This window comes from Sphingomonas sp. NIC1, from assembly GCF_001638925.1.
Lineage (GTDB): Bacteria > Pseudomonadota > Alphaproteobacteria > Sphingomonadales > Sphingomonadaceae > Sphingomonas > Sphingomonas aquatilis.
The window spans coordinates 3,025,402-3,041,028 of record NZ_CP015521.1 but is presented as its reverse complement, the minus strand read 5'-3'; the positions used below and the strand labels follow the sequence as shown (position 1 = coordinate 3,041,028).

The window sequence follows — 15,627 nt, the reverse complement described above, 5'->3', positions numbered from 1 at the left end:
GCTCAACCGTCAGGCCCCTAGCTTTGCTCCGGAACGCGAAAGCGCGGCTTGTGCGCGGCGAGCGTGTCGGCGGGCAGTTCGAACAGACGCGGGCCGCCGGTGTAGAGCAACGCCGCCTCGATCGTGCGATCGGGGAAGATCACGCGCAGCGCCGCGATATAGGCCGCCATCTGATCGAGGTGATAGGGCGGGATATCGTCGAGGGTATCCGGCACCCGCCGCCCCGTCTTGAAATCGACGAGACGAATCGCGTCCGGCGCGATCAGCAGCCGGTCGACGGTGCCCGACACGACCATGCCGTTGGCGAGCGTCGCGGCGATCGGCGCTTCGGCGAGGCTGTCGGGGCCGAACGACGGCGCATAGGCGGAGTTCTCGATCACCGCGAGCACGCCCGCGACGATCCGCTGCCGCTCGGCCGCATCGGTCACACCACCCGCAGTGGCGAGCCAGCGATCCGCGCAGCCGGCGCGATGTTGCGGCTCGACCGGCGGCAGGCGTTCGAACAGCGCGTGAAACAGCCGCCCGCGTTCGGCAGCGGCACGCATCGCGGGGCCGGGCGGAGGGTCGCTGACCTCGTCCTCACCGAGTGCCGACGGGGTGAGCGGGCGCGACGGGCGGCTCTCGGGCGGCGCGGGCACATGCGCCCAATCGGGCAGCACCACCCGTTCGGGCGGGCGTGCCAGCGCAGCGCCACGCGGCTTGACCGGCGGCTGGGGATCGGAGCCACTGAACACGCGCGGCCCCTCGTCCGGCACGCCCAGCTCGGTCAGTGCGCGTGCGGCGGCTGCATACCAGCTCGCGACCGGCGGCTCGCCTTGGGCGCGCGGCCCCAGCGCGCCGCCGATCACCAGCCGTTCCTCGGCCCGCGTCGCAGCCACGTAGAACAGCCGCCAATGCTCCTCCAACTCACGGCGCTCGACCTCGCCGATCGCTACATCCAGCGGCCCGCCACGCTCGCCCGACCGGGGCCGGAAGATCGGGATCGGCTGCGCCCCCGGTTCCGGCACCCAGCGCACCAGCGCGCGCGGCGCGGCGGTGGGATCGACGGTCGCGTCCGCCAGGATCACCAGCGGCGCCTGCAAGCCCTTTGCGCCATGCGCGGTCATCACGCGCACGGCGTCGAGCGGCGCCGACGGGTCGCGCACGATCTCGACATCCCCGCGGTCGAACCAGTCGAGGAAGCGTTGCAGCGACGGCGTTGACGTCGTCTCGAACGCCAGCGCGGCGTTGAGCAGTTCCTCGATCGGATCGCGCGCCTCCGCCCCCAGCCGGCGCAACAGCTTACGCCGCCCGTCGAGCGGCCCCGACAGGATCTCTTCGAGAAACTGGTAGGGCGTCGCGATATCGGCGCGCGACAGCATCGCGCGCAGTGGCGCCAAGCGCTCCTCCGACAGCGTCTGCGTCAGGTGCCGCCAGAGGCTGCCATGCTCCCGTGGCGCGGCATGCATCAATTCGTCCTGCGTCCAGCCGATCAGTGGCGAGACTAGCAACGCCGCGAGCGACAGATCGTCCTCCGGCTGCAAGACGAAGCGCACCGCGGCGAGCAAATCCTGCACCGCCAGCGGCGCATTCAGCCGCAACCGGTCGACGCCCGCTACCGGCACGCCCTCGGCATACAGGCGCGCGACGATCAGCGAGGCGAGGTCGCCGCGCCGCTTGACGAGGATCATCACGTCCTCGGGCCTGAGCGCCCGCCCCTTGCTCTCCAGCATCAGGCCGCCGTTCAGCCAGTCTCGCACCGCGCGCGCGATCCGCACCGCCTGTTCGCGGACGGCATCGTCGATCCACGCTTCCTCGTCCGTTTCGCTGCCACCTGCGATCACCGGCGGCCACAGCTCGACCGTGCCGGGGCCGGGCACCTCGCTGGCATGCGCCTGCATCGCGTCGATCGCGCCAAGGCCGGGCTCGCCCGCCGCGGCGATGGCGGCATCGACGAACTCCAGAATGGGCCGTGTCGACCGGAAGGAATGCGTCAGCGACAGGCGCTGGAACGGCAGGCCGCGTTCCGCCTCCGGCCAGTCGTCCGCCCCCTCCACCTCCGCCGCGCGACTGGCGAAATGCCCCTCCGCCCAGCGGAAGTTGATCGGGTCCGTGCCCTGAAAGCCGAAGATCGCCTGTTTGAAATCGCCGACCGTGAACAGCGTCCGGGTCGAGGGCGAATGCACACCGCGCCCGACGAAAAACTCCCCCGCCAGCGCGGTGACGATCCGCCACTGGTTGAGGTTTGTGTCCTGCGCCTCGTCGATCAGCACATGCTCGGTGCCCTGATCGAGCTTGTAGCGCACCCATTCGCCGATGCCCGGCTGTTCCAGCAGCCGCACCGTCACGCCGATCAGATCGTCGAAATCGACCGCCCCGGTCCGCCGCTTCGCCGCGGCATAGGCGCGTGCATAGTCGCGGCCCACCTCCAGCGCGTCGGCCAGCAGATCGGCATAAGCGGCCCGCGCGGTGAGCGACAGCAGGTCGAGGCAATGCTGCCCCAGCGCCGAGGCCAGGTCGGCATAATCGGGTTCGGCATCGATCAGCTTCTTCGATGCCTTGCGCGGCTCGTTCTTCCCCGTCAGCACCACGCCGGCAAGGTCGCCGAGCGTCGCGGCCCGCTCCGCCGGTGCCGCCGCGAGCCAGCGGTTGAGCGTTTCGGCATGCCCCACGCCCGTGGCCGCGCCCCAAGCGGTGTTCGCCGCCGCCAGCCGCTCGACCAAATCGGTGTCGATACAGTCGCAGCCCTCGGCCAAGGCCTCGCCGATATCCCCCTGCGGCAGGTCAAGCGCGCGCCGCAACCACGGCCCGATCCCAATCGGCAGCGCCTCCAGCGCGTTCAGCGACCGTGCGCAGGCGAGCAGGAAGCTCTCCGCCCCGCCCTCGCCCAGCCGCAGAGACAGCGCGCCGATCGTTTCGATCGGCCGTTCGCGGCCCTCGCGCTCGGCATCGGTCAGCAGGGTCGCCAGCGTCTCGCGCGCCAGCACCGCCTCTTCGCGTGCCTCCAGCGGACGAAAGCCGGGGGTCAGCCCCGCCTCGACCGGAAACGCGGCGAGCAGGCTCTGGCAGAACCCATGGATCGTCTGAATGCGTAAGCCGCCACCCGGCGCATCGAGCACGCCTGCAAACAGCGTCCGCGCCCGCGCCTGCAAATCCGGCGTACCCTTCTCGCCCAGCGCCTCCAGATCGGCGTACAGCTGCGGTGCCGGCATGCGCACCCAGGCGGCCAGCCGGTTGTTGATCCGCTGCGCCATTTCGGCCGCGCCCGCCTTGGTGAAGGTCAGGCACAGGATCGCCGACGGATCGGTGCCGCGCAGCAACAGGCGAAACACGCGCGCGGCGAGCACCTGCGTCTTGCCGGTGCCGGCCGATGCGGACAGCCAGACGTGCGCGTGCGGATCGCTCGCCGCCGCCTGCGCGCCCTTCAGCCGCGGCAGGGTCGCCAGTTCAGTCCCGGCCATACCATTCGTCCCGGCGCATCAATTGGTCATATTCGGCATAAGGCGCATATTCCGGGACCAGCTTCGCGGTGAACGGCGCATCGCCGGTCAGCCACGTGCCGGCAGCGTCCACGAAATTGCTGACCGCGATCGTCGTGAATTCGGTCGTGACGATCTTGTCGCGCTTACCCTCGGCATCCACCGGCGTCTCGATATAGCCGAACTGATCCTTCTTCTTGCCAAGCGACCAATATTCGAAGCCGCCGGCCTTGCCCTTCACCTCCTGAAAGCCGCCCCGCTCCGCGATCGCGCCGAGCAGCCCGAGTTGCAGGCTATACCCCGCGCGCACCGCGGCGGCGGAGGGCGGCTTGCCGGTCTTGTAATCGACGATCGCGAGCGTGCCGTCCGCCAGCCGATCGACGCGGTCGTACCGGCCCGACAACGTCACGCCGGCGATCGTCACATGGCCCTTGCCTTCCGCCGAGGCGACCGTGCGTCCTTCAGCGTCCTGCGCCGTCACGGTGTCGGCGATCCAGCGCACCGCCTCCATCAGCCGCGGTCGCCACAAGGCGCGCATCATCGGGTGCGTCCGCTCGTCCTCCAGCATCGCGGTGGCGCGCGCGACGAGCGCGTCCGGCGCGCAACCGTCCTGCTTCCACCATTGCTCGAGGATGTCGTGGACCGCGGTGCCGCGCCACGCCGCGCTGGGATCGGCATCGACCGGGTCGAGCGGCATCAGCCCCAGCACTCGGCGCGCGTAAAAGGCGTAAGGATCCGCCTTCAGCCGGTCGATCTCGGTGACGGAGATCGCCTTCGGCCGCAGCGCGGGCCCCGGCACCGGCGCCGGCCGGTCGGCTGGGATATGCTGACCGGGATCGTCCAGCGCGAGCGCCCACCCTTCCAGATCATGCGCTCGAACGAAGCGATCCCCCGCCATCGCCTGCAATCGCAGCCACAGCCGCGACGCAAGCGCGGGCGACGCCGCATCGCGCCGCGCCCGCGTCACCAGCGCGCGCGGCGCGCCCAGCGCATGGCCGAAATCGTGCGCCGCGATACCGACGCTCCGCTCCAGCCCGGCCAGCCCCAGCGCCGCCCGGATGCGCGGTGCCAGCCACGGATCGGGCGCCGGCCGCCCCGGCCACACCCCTTCGTTCAGCCCGCCCAGCACCATCAGGTCGGCGGTCTGCAACCGCGCCTCGATCGGGCCATAAATGGCGATACGCGGATGGCCGACGCCCGATCCCGGCCGCACCGCCACCTCGTCGAGCAACCCGCGCAGCAACGGCGGGAAACCATCTGGCGCGACGCGGGGCGGCCCGACCGCCGCCTCCGCCTCCAGCGCGTCGAGGAACTCTGCCGCAGCCCGTCCCGCCGGTCCCGACCACAGATTGTCGCCGCACAGCGCCTGCGCCGTCTCGCGCAGCACGGCCAGCAGCGCCGACAACGGCTGCGCCCCCTGATCGCACACCAGCTCGATCGGTTTCAGCAGGCCGACCGGCTCGGCGAACCACGCCGCCGCCCGATCCCGCCGGTTGGCCAGCAGATGCCCCATGATCCCGTCGAGCCCCGCCGCCGGCCGCGGGCCTCGCAGCGCACGATCGAGCGTGCGCGTCCCGTCCAACCAGGCGCCCCGCAGGGCGCGGTCACTGGGGTCGACCTTCACCAGCGGATGCTTGAGCAGCGCCAGCAGCGCCAGCGGCGCGAACCGCTGCGCCGCCGCCTCGGCCAGCGCGAGCAGCAGCGTGCCCGGCGGCAGGATCGACAGCGGCCGGCCCGCCGTGTCGTTCGCCTCGATCTGCCACCGCCGCAAATGCGCGCTGACCCGCCGGGCGAGCGCGCGATCCGGCGTCACCAGCGCGGCGGTCTTGCCCGGTTCCTCGATCGCACCGCGCAGCGCCAGCGCGATCGCCTGCGCCTCTTCCGCCGGCGTCGCAAGTTCCACGGCGGCGACCCCGGTCAGGCGCCGGTCCTCCGCCTTCAGCTCGGTCCATTTGCCGGTGAAGGCGGCCGGCGCCAAAGCATTGGCGATCGCGCGCCCACGCAACGCCCCCGCGTCCGGCCCGGCGCTGCCCGGCCAATGCGCCACTTCGCCGCGGCCGACGCCCATGCGGTCGAGGATCAGCTTCAGGTGGAATTGCGGATGCGTCTCGATCGACCGGCGGATGCGCCCGGTCACCGGATCGGGCGCGTGCGGCCCCAGCGCATCCCACTCGGCCTCCGGCATCTGGAGGTCGAGCCCGGCGAACACCGTCAGCCCCTGCGGCGCCTCCGCGACGCAGCGCAGCAGTCGCGCGACCGCGGGCGCCGGATCGGTCACGCCGGCCGCACAGACGAAGCCAGCGGGCGGCCGTGTCCGCCAGCGCATCACCAACCGGTCGAGCAGCATCCGCCGCCGCGTCGCTGCGTCGATCCGACCCAGTCGTGCGAGTTCACCCGGCCAGCGTTCCAGCACGATCCGGAAGGTCGACAGCGCCCGCTGCCAATGATCGGTCAGCTCGGGCGCCAGATCGAGATCGCGCAAACGCTCGGGTTCGACCTCCTCGACCAGCAACTGGTCGAGTGTATGGCAGAGTTCGCCCGCCAGCCGCACCGCCTCCGCGGCATCGACGGGCGCACCCGCCGCAGCGCGCTCCTCGAACACCAGTCGTGCCAGGATCATGCGCCGCTGCATCGGCGCGATTGCCGGTGGCGGCGGATCGGCATCGTCGACCGGGTCGAGCGCCGCGCCCACCGCCTCGCCTAGATCGGGACTGCCCAGCGTCACCAGCCGCGGCAGCAGCAGGCCGCTGCCGCTCGCCCGTACGAACGCCGCCGATACCGCGCGGGCGGCACGATTGTTGGGCAGCAGGATCAGGCCGCGCGCCAGCGCCATCGTGTCGCCGCCGGTCCGCTTCATCAGCCCTGCGACAAGCGTGTCGGCGAACGCGCGGTGCGCCGGAATGGTGAAGAGTTGCGGGCGCTTTTTATGCTCGACGGTTCCGGCCCGCTCCCCCTCCCGGCCACCCATCAGGATACCGTGTGGGTGGCCGGGAGGGGGAGCGGGCTGGCACCGCCATCAGGACGCGCCTCAGCCATTGGCGATGATCGCCTCCGTCTTGGGGATCGCGGCGGGGGTGCCGACGTCGAACCACAGGCCCTGATGGACCTGCGCATAGGCCCGACCCTGTTCGATCGCGCGGCTCCAGAACAGGTTGGTCGAGAAGGGCCCTTCCGGCCAGTCGCGGATCAGGCGCGGGTGCAGGATCTGGATGCCGGTGTAGACGAACGGCGCCGTCGCCCCCGCCTTGCGCCGTCCGACGATCCGGCCATCGGCCGCGACGCGAAAATCGCCCTGCCCCTTGTGATTATGCGCGCGCGCATAGGGCACGACGAGGAGCAGCGCGTCCATCGTGGCATCGTCCCAGCGATGGCTCAGCAGCTTGATCGCGTCGACCGGCCCGTCGATCCACAGATTGTCGCTGTTGACGACGAGGATCGGGTCGTCACCCAACTGGCCGCGGGCCTGCACCAGCCCGCCACCCGTCTCCATCAACTGCGCGCGCTCGTCGCTGATCGCCACTTCGATCCCGTCGAACCGGTTGGTGACATGCGCCTCCAGCGTATCCGCCAGATAATGGACGTTGACGACGGCCTTCGCGACGCCCGCGTCAATCAGCCGATCGAAGACGTGATCGATCAGGGGCTTGCCCGCTACTTCGACCAGCGGCTTCGGCCGCGTCGCGGTGAGCGGGCGCATGCGCTTGCCGATACCGGCCGCCATCACCATCGCGGTGTGCGGCACGGCGCCGCCGGGGTCGGGGCGGAGCGAACGCTGACGGGTCATGCGGACAGCACCTTCGGATCGCCGCGCAATTCGGGCGGCACGTTCTCGTCGAACCAGCGCGCGACCGGCGCCAGGGCCGGCTGCGACAGGTCCCGCTCCAGATAGCTCCACACCCGCGGGCACAGCGCGGCGTAGCGCGGCTTGCCGTCGCGACGCCACAGGCGGGTGAAGATGCCGATGATCTTCGCGTTCCGCTGCGCGCCGAGCACATGATAGGCGTCCATGAAACTCTCGCCCACGCCCGTCGCCGCGCGATAGCGATCCAGCATCACGCGCTCGACCTCCGGATCGACGTCGCGTCGCGCATCCTGCAGCAGCGATACGAGGTCATAGGCCGGGTGGCCCGCCAACGCGTCCTGAAAATCGAGCAGGCCGAGCCCCTTTGCCGACCCGACCAGCATCAGGTTTTCGGCATGGTAATCGCGCAGCACGGTCACGGGCGCATCGGTCAGCGCATGATCGAACACCGCATCCCAGGCCGCGTGATAGCCCGCGACGTCGACATCCAGCCCCACCGCCGGGGCATACCATTCGGGCAGCAGCGCCGCCTCGCGATGCAGCACATCATGATCGTACGGCGCGATCTCGGCCGGAGCATGCCCCCGCAGCGCAACAAGCAGGTCGATCGCCGCCTCGTACAGCGGCAGCGCCGCCGCAGCGTCGGCATCCGCTGCCTCGCGCAGCCGCGCATCGCCGAAATCCTCGAGCAGGACGAGGCCCTGGTCGAGGTCCGCGGCATGGATCGCAGGCGCCGCAAAACCGCGTTCGCGCAGCCATTGCGCGATCGCGATAAAGGGGCGCGGGTCCTCGTGCGGCGGCGGCGCATCCATCAGGATTGCGGTGCGATCCGCTTGGGTTACGCGGAAATACCGGCGGAACGACGCATCCCCCGCCACCGGGCTGATCGTGCCCGACCAGCCATGGATCGCGAGGAAGGCGGGCGCACCGGCGGGCGGGGTCATATCGGCCATCGCGGCTTCCATGACGCCGGGATGTCGGCTGTCAAGATTCGTCCGCCGTCCGGTGCCGGCGCCAGGGTCAGCCGCAGCGCGTGCGGCCAGTATCCCGGCGCCCGCTCCGGCCATTCGACCAGCAGCATCGCGTCGGACAGCGCCTCGCCGAGACCCAGTTCCTCGAGTTCGTCCGGGTCCTCGATCCTGTACAGATCGACGTGCAGCACCGGCAGTCGCACCTCGGGCGGGTCATAGGGCTGGACAATCGCGAAACTGGGGCTGGGCGCCTCGCCCGCCAGTCCGAGGGCAGCGAGCAACCCGCGCGCGATGCTCGTCTTGCCCATGCCGAGGTCGCCGCTTAGCGCGATGACGTCGCCGGGCTGGACGCGGTCGGCAAGGCTCGCCCCGAACGCTTCCGTCGCCACCGCGTCTGAAAGCAAGATCGACGTCACCACCCCCACTCCGTCACCCCGGACTTGGTCCGGGGTCCACCGATCCGCAAGGGGACGGCATACGCCTCAAGCCACCCCCCTCGCCGCAGAGTGGACCCCGGACCAAGTCCGGGGTGACAAAGTGCGCGATACACCATCACCGCCGCGGCAGCTCGACCGTCACCAGCGTCCCCTCGCCCGGCTGCGACACCAGATCGATCCGGCCGCCATGCGCCTCGACGAACTGCTTCGCCAGCGGCAGGCCCAGCCCCAGCGCGCGTTCCCCGGTCGGCTGCATGCCGGGCTCGCCGAACCGGTCGAACGCCTTGGCGACACTCTCTGCATCCATGCCGAAGCCGTCGTCCGATACGACGATCCGCGCACCCGTCGCGCTGCCATCGGCGTGCAGCAGAATCCGCCCGCCCTCGGGCGTCGCCGCGACGGCATGGCGCAACAGATGCTCGATCACTTCCTTCAGCCGCTTGGGATCGCCCGTCACGCGCCCCGCCGAGCGCGCGACCTCCACCGCGAAGTCGAGCTTGCGCCGCTTCGCCGCCGGCATGATCGTATCCGCCGCAGCTCGCGCGACCACCGCCAGATCGACGTCGACCCGCTCGATCTCGGCATCGTCGCCCCCCTGCGTCAGGTCGAGCACGTCATCGATCAGCAGCCCCAGCCGCTCGACCGATTGCAGGATCGCCTCGACATAGGTGTCCGCATCCTTGCTGAGCTTCCCCGCATAGCCGCCATGCAGCATCTCCGCGAACCCGCTGATCGAGGTCAGCGGCGTCCGCAATTCGTAGCTCATATTGGCGACGAACTGCGTCTTCACCCGGTCGGCAGCCTCCAGCGCATTGGCACGCTCGCGCAGCGCCTGTTCGGCGCGCCGGCTGTCGGTGATGTCGAGCATCGTCAGCAACGCATTGCCGTCGGGCAGCGGCACGGCGGCGAACTCGAAATGCCGCCCGTCGGCGAAGGCGACGCGGCCGCCACGCTGCTGCCGCTCGACCGTCGCCGATCGCACCAGTTCGGGGATCAGCGCGGCGCGATTGGGCGTCGCGAGCTTGGGCGCCGCAGCCTCGGCAAAGGTATCGACGCGCGGATGGCCGGCGAGGAATTCCTCCTCGAACCCCCATACCGCGCGCATCCGGTTGTTCCACAATTGCAGCTTGCCGTTGCCGGCGAACACCGCCAGCGCCTCGAACAGATTGTCGAACGTCGCGGTCCGCACCCGCAGCAGCGTGTCACGCGCGGAGGCGAGCTGCACCTGCTCGGTCCGATCCTCGAAAATGACCAGCAAACCCCCATCGGGCAGCGGCTGTGCGACCACCCGCAGATGCGTGCCCCCAGGCAGGTGCCAGTTTTCCTCCGCCGCATCCTCGCCGGGTACGAACCAAGCACGCCGTTCCGCCTTCCACGACGGGAAGTCGCGCACTTCGGGCAAACGGTTCGCCTCGCGCATCCGCTCCAGCACGCGATCGAATTCGGGTCGGTCGGACAGCCATTCGGTGCGCATCGCGAACATGCGGCGAAACGGCTGGTTGCAGAAGACAAGGCCGCGGTCCGCGCCGAATTGCGCGACGCCGGCGGACAGGCGGTCGAGCATCGCGCGCTGCGCCTCGGCGAAGCGCTTGGCCCCGGCCCGCGACTGCTCCAGATCCTCGACATCGACCGCGAAGCTCGCGACACCGCCCGTCGGCAGCGGCACGTCATGCACTTCCAGGCTGCGGCGCTCGCCATCGATCGTCGCGGGCAGGATTTCGCGCTGCGGCTTGCCGCTGATCCGTGCCGCCTGTGCGCCCGCGCGGGGACCGCCCCGGCCCGAACCCTCGACCAGTTCCAGCTCTCGCGCGATCACATCGGCAGCATTGGCGCCCTCGACGGCGCGGACATAGGCGCTGTTGACCATGGCAAGCCGCAAGTCCGACCCGCGATACCACATCGGCAGCGGCGCCGCCTCGATCAGCCCGGACAGTGCGTCGAACGCGGTCGACAAATCGTCGACCTCGGTCTGCAAACGGCCGATCTCGCTTTCGCTGTCGGTCGCGTCCATCGTCCACAGCACGACCGCGCCCGTCGCGCCTAGTTCGCCCGGCGCGCGGCTGCCCCGCACGGTGATCGCACGTCCCGATCCTTGCGGGTGGAGCGCTCGCACGAACGCCCGCCCGGATCGCTGCGCCGCCTTCACCTCATTCGCCAGCGCCGCCGCCTCGTCGGCGGGCAGGCCCGCGCCATCGGCGGACAGATCCTGCAAAAAGCGAGGCGCGACGGCGAGACCCAGCCAATCGACCAGCCGCGGCGGCATCTCGACCCGCCCATCCGCGCGCACCAGCATGGGCAGCGCAGGAGAGACGCTACGCAGCGCCTCGGCCTCGCGGACCCGCGCGCTCGCGTCGTCGGCCTCGGCCGCCAGCCGCCGGCCGACGAACAGCGCGTAGCCCGCACCGCCGACGAGCAGCGCGAGCACCGCGCCGCACACGACCGCCGTCATCACCGAAAGCTGGATCAACGCTCACCCCTCATCACGCCGCTCCGGCGGGCGTGGCGTCCGACGTGTAGAACGGAAAACGGGGCAGCGGCAATGTCATTGATCCGCCGCGCGATCCCATCGAGACCGCGCGGCGCGCATCACACCTTTTCGGGGATCGTATTCTCGTCGGCGATACCCGCCTGGAACGAGGCGGAGGCGTCCTCGCCATCCGGCGCGTGCGCCTTCCGGCCGGGGTCCTTGTCCTTCGGCGTGCTGCCCCGCAGCGTCAGCAGCGCGGCCGCCGCGGCGGCGCCCACGGCCGCGACACCGGCACCGACGGCGGCAACGCCCCATTTACCGCCCAGCAGATCGCCGCTTTTGCCCGTCGCCTTCGTCGTGGGCTTCTTGGCCGCCGGGCGCGGCGCGGCGCGCTTGGTCGAACGCGGCTTGACCGCCTTAGCGGCCGACGCGACGGCGCCCTCCGCCTTGGTCACCGCCGTGCGAGCGCGGCGCGTCGTCTTGGTGGCGGCATCGCTGATCGCCGTTTCGACCTTCTCGACGGTCGACGGCGCCGGAGCCTTCCGCGGTGCGCGCGGCTTCGTCGTGCCGGTCTTGGCAGCGGTAGTGCGCGTCGTGCTCGCCTTCCGGGGCGCGCGACGGCGCGGCGTGGCGGCGGGGGTGTCGGACTTGGGCGTGTCGGTGTCGTCGGCCACGATACGGCTCCCTGATTGATTCGGAGGCGTAACGCACATGCGGCGGATCGTTTCCCGTCCCGCCGCACGCCGACGTTATTTCAAGAGCTTAGCGGAAGGGCGGTTCATCGAACGCGCGCAGCTTGCGGCTGTGCAGGCGATCGCCCTCCAGCCGCAACTGCTCGCACGCCTCGATGCCGATCCGCATGTGCTCGCTGATCGCCCGTTCGTAGAAGCGATTGGCCTGGCCGGGCAGCTTCAGCTCGCCATGCAGCGGCTTGTCCGACACGCACAGCAGCGTCCCGTACGGCACGCGGAAGCGATAGCCCTGTGCCGCGATCGTCGCCGATTCCATATCGATGCCGACCGCACGGCTGAGCGAGAAGCGCAGCGCCGACGCCGAATAGCGCAATTCCCAATTGCGATCGTCGGTGGTGACGATCGTGCCCGTCCGCAGGCGGCGCTTCAATTCCTCACCCGACTGGCCGGAAATGATCTCGGACGCCTTGGCCAGCGCCTGCTGCACTTCGGCGATCGCCGGCACCGGAATTTCGGGCGGCAGCACGTCGTCGAGCACATGATCGTCGCGCAGATAGGCGTGCGCCAGCACATAGTCGCCGATCCGCTGGCTGGGGCGCAGGCCGCCGCAATGCCCGATCATCAGCCAGGCTTCGGGCCGCATCACGGCGAGGTGATCGCAGATCGTCTTCGCGTTCGATGGCCCGACGCCGATGTTGACCAGCGTGATGCCCGTGCGATCGTCGGCCATCAGGTGATAGGCCGGCATCTGATGCCGCCGCCACGCGCTGTCGTTGACCAGTTTGTCGACGTCGCCGGGCTTGTCGATCACGATATTGCCGGCACCCGACAGAGCCGTGAAGCGCGAACCCTCACCCAGCTGCGACGCTCCCCAGCGAACAAATTCATCGACATAGCGGTGATAGTTCGTAAACAATACGAAGCGCTGCGTATGCTCAGACGGGGTGCCCATATAGTGACGCAGGCGCGCCAGGCTGAAATCGGTGCGCAGCGCGTCGAACAGCGCCAGCGGACGGCTGCCCCCTTCGGCGATCCACAGGCCGTCGGCGATCTCATCGCCGATATGCGCGAGTTCGGTCGCCGGGAAATGCCGCGCCAGCTCGGTCGCGGACACGGTGTCGAGGCTCAGCGCATGACCGGGATCGAGAACATAGGGGAACGGGATTTCCTGCCGCCCCGGCACCGCCTCGACCTCGACGTCATAATCCTCGATCAGCAGCGTCAGCTGCTCGGTCAGATAATCCGCGAACAGCGCGGGCTTGGTGACGCTGATCGTATAGTCGCCGGGCGACACCAGCCGCCCGAACGAGCGCGGCGGCGCAGGCCGGTCGCTCGTCGCGGCATAGCGCAGGCGGATGACGGGATAGGCGAACGAGCCGTCGAGGCGGCTCTGCGGCGACGGCGGCGTGCCATCGGTCAGGTAGGTGTTGAGGGCCGCTTGCAGGCGGTCGACGGAAGCGCGGTAGAGGCGGTCGAGTTCGGAAACGATCTGGGAAGCTTTGGTCATCCCCGATGGCTACGCAAAGCCCGTGACGGTGGCAAGTCAGGCGGGACACGCGACTGTGCGGCACGTCGCCGCCACGCCCTGCCCCGCCGTCGGCCTCAGCGCATCTGTGCGGTAATCTTAGCGATCTCGCGCGCGACCATCGTCTCCACCATCTCGGGCAGATGCGTGTCGAGCCAGCTGCGCAGCATCGGGCGCAGCATCTCGCGGACCAGCCCCTCCAGCGTGCCGTCGCTGTCCGGCTCGGGCTTGACCAGCAGCTTGCTCAGCGTTTCGAGCGACCCCAGGCTCGCCGCGGCGGCGCGCTGGGACAAAATGGGTTCGTCCGACATTGCAGGCTCAACGGGCGCGGACCGCGGAGGTTGCGCAGGCTGCGGCGCAGGTTCGGGCTCCGGTGCATAATGGTGGGGCGCAGGTTGCGCGACAGGCTGGGGAGCGGGCTGCGCGACGGGCTGGGGAGCGGGCTGCGCGACCGGCTGTGGCGCAGCGACGCGCGCCATGTCGCGCTCCACGCGCGGCTGTTCCACTCGCGCCGGCTCCATCCGCGAATGCGGCATCGGATCGCTCAGCTCCAGCACCTCTTCGGGTTCCGGCTCGATCGGCTGCGGTGCGGCACGCGCCCGGCGGGCACGCGCCTGCGTCCCCTCGCCTTCTTCGGCGATGATCCGTTTGATCGACGAAAGGATCTCTTCCATCGACGGTTCGGCGCTCATGTCCCCCATTGCCCTCTTGTGTCCCTGCCCCGAGTTCTTACCGCCGTTACTGGCGGTTCGGCGAGGACGCACCTGTGGTTAACGCCGGGCTTCTGTCAACCGGCGTATCGAGCATCGGGTCGAAGTTCCGCGCGACGGTGGCGGTCTGCGCGGGCGTCTGCGCCGTCGAGGTGGCGACCGGTTCCGGCTCGCCGTCGCCCGCGAAGTCGTTGATCCGGTTGCGCACGCGCTTGTAGTTGAGCACCGGGTCGTACAACGCGCCGCCCTCCAGCCCAAGATCGCGCGCTTCGGCATGACCCATCGCTGCCAGCAATGCGAAGCCCGCGACATAGGCATCGCGCCGTGCGCTGACCAGCGTCACCTGGCTGTTGAGCAATTCCTGCTCCGCGTTCAGAATCTCGAGCACGGTACGCGTACCGACGCTGTTTTCGGCGCGCACGCCCTCCAGGCTCAGCTTGTTGGCGTTGACCGCGGTTTCGGACGAGGCGATCACCTGCTGCGAGGATTGCCACACCGCATAGGCCGATCGTGCCTGCGCGATAACGTTGCGCTCGGTCGCGGTCACAGTCTCCAGCGCCTGGCTGCGCTGCGCTTCCGCCTGCCGCACCTGTGCAGCGGGACGACCGCCCTGGAAGATCGGCAGCGAGAATTGCAGCCCGGCGGTCGCGGCGGTGCCGGAATTGGGCACGCCCTGCGCGACCGATGCCGGCGGCAGCGAACCCAGATAGGTGAAATAGGTCCCGCCCGTCACCGCCGACAGCTTGGGCAGCCGGTTCGCGCGCGCGACGTTGATGTCGTAGCGCGTCGCATCGGCCTGACGCCGCGCGGCGATCAGATTGGGGTTGAGGTTCAGCGCCTCGCTTACCGCCTCGTTGGGCGATGCGGGCAGCTTCGGCAGCGCCGGCGGCTGTTCCAGCGCGAGCGGCGGAGTGCCCACCACCGCGACATAATTCTCGCGACTGGAGATCAGCTGCGCCTCGGCCTGCTGCAATTGCGCGCGGGCGAGCGCCAACCGCGCCTCGGACTGGGCGACGTCGGTGCGGGTCAGGTCGCCGACCTGAAAGCGATCCTTGCTCGCCTGCAGGTTTACCTCCAGCACACGCACGTTCTGCTGATTAAGCGACGTGATGGCCTCGTCGCGGATGACGTTCATGTATGCCGCGACGACGTTGGTGAAGGTCGACGCCTCCACGCCGCGCAATGTCGCCCGTCCCGCATCGACGCGTGTTTCCGCCGCGCGCACCGCATTCTTCACCGCGCCGCCCTGGAAGAGCGGTACGGAGAGGTTGAGCGCGCCGTTGCCGCTGCGCTCGGGATTAAGGAAGTTGTTGTTCGCCTGCAGGATGTTGTCGGTGACGGAGCCCGTGGCTGCGACACCCGGCAGCCCGCTCGCCCGTGCGATCGGCACATTCTCATCCGTCGCACGCTGTGCGGCGCGCTGGCCGGTCAACGTGGGGTTCGACGCATAGGCCTTGGCGAGCGCGTCGCGCAGTGTCTCTGCCTCCGCCGGCATCGCCGACATCGCCAGTCCGACCAGCGCCACGCTCCCCAGCAGCAATCCTCGCATCATCCCCCCACTAACT

10 protein-coding genes are annotated in these 15,627 nt (G+C 69.9%); all 10 read right to left on the bottom strand.

Annotation, left to right across the window (positions count from 1 at the left end):
- Positions 1-17: 17 nt before the first annotated feature.
- The 10 genes from addA to A7E77_RS14260 all read right to left on the bottom strand — a co-directional run bounded on the left by addA (position 18) and on the right by A7E77_RS14260 (position 15,614).
- Complete coding sequence (gene addA / locus A7E77_RS14305) at positions 18-3,440, bottom strand: double-strand break repair helicase AddA (RefSeq protein ID WP_063688976.1); 3,423 nt, start codon at positions 3,438-3,440, stop codon at positions 18-20.
- Positions 3,427-6,426, bottom strand: a complete 3,000-nt coding sequence (addB, locus tag A7E77_RS14300; protein ID WP_063688973.1) for a double-strand break repair protein AddB — start codon at positions 6,424-6,426, stop codon at positions 3,427-3,429. Before addB ends, addA begins: the two co-directional genes overlap by 14 nt.
- A gap of 60 nt (positions 6,427-6,486) precedes the next feature.
- Positions 6,487-7,242 carry a nucleotidyltransferase family protein gene (locus tag A7E77_RS14295; RefSeq protein WP_017978676.1) on the bottom strand — a complete coding sequence of 252 codons (756 nt, stop codon included), beginning with the start codon at positions 7,240-7,242 and terminating at the stop codon, positions 6,487-6,489.
- Complete coding sequence (locus A7E77_RS14290) at positions 7,239-8,204, bottom strand: aminoglycoside phosphotransferase family protein (protein ID WP_183949568.1); 966 nt, start codon at positions 8,202-8,204, stop codon at positions 7,239-7,241. The genes A7E77_RS14295 and A7E77_RS14290 overlap by 4 nt, the downstream gene beginning before the upstream one ends.
- Entirely contained in the window at positions 8,201-8,650 is a 450-nt protein-coding gene (gene tsaE, locus A7E77_RS14285) for a tRNA (adenosine(37)-N6)-threonylcarbamoyltransferase complex ATPase subunit type 1 TsaE (RefSeq protein WP_078462348.1), read from the bottom strand. The genes A7E77_RS14290 and tsaE overlap by 4 nt, the downstream gene beginning before the upstream one ends.
- A 133-nt stretch (positions 8,651-8,783) precedes the next feature.
- Positions 8,784-11,135 (bottom strand): sensor histidine kinase, encoded by a 2,352-nt coding sequence (locus A7E77_RS14280; protein ID WP_063688967.1) that lies wholly within the window; start codon positions 11,133-11,135, stop codon positions 8,784-8,786.
- Between the two features lie 119 nt (positions 11,136-11,254).
- Positions 11,255-11,809, bottom strand: a complete 555-nt coding sequence (locus A7E77_RS14275) for a hypothetical protein (RefSeq protein WP_063688964.1) — start codon at positions 11,807-11,809, stop codon at positions 11,255-11,257.
- Between the two features lie 88 nt (positions 11,810-11,897).
- Positions 11,898-13,334 carry an AMP nucleosidase gene (locus tag A7E77_RS14270; RefSeq protein ID WP_017978671.1) on the bottom strand — a complete coding sequence of 479 codons (1,437 nt, stop codon included), beginning with the start codon at positions 13,332-13,334 and terminating at the stop codon, positions 11,898-11,900.
- 95 nt (positions 13,335-13,429) lie between these two features.
- A complete protein-coding gene (locus A7E77_RS14265; protein ID WP_413243582.1) occupies positions 13,430-14,053 on the bottom strand; it encodes a DUF2497 domain-containing protein in 624 nt (207 codons plus the stop codon).
- 37 nt (positions 14,054-14,090) lie between these two features.
- Positions 14,091-15,614 (bottom strand): TolC family outer membrane protein, encoded by a 1,524-nt coding sequence (locus tag A7E77_RS14260; RefSeq protein ID WP_192929989.1) that lies wholly within the window; start codon positions 15,612-15,614, stop codon positions 14,091-14,093.
- Positions 15,615-15,627: the final 13 nt, after the last annotated feature.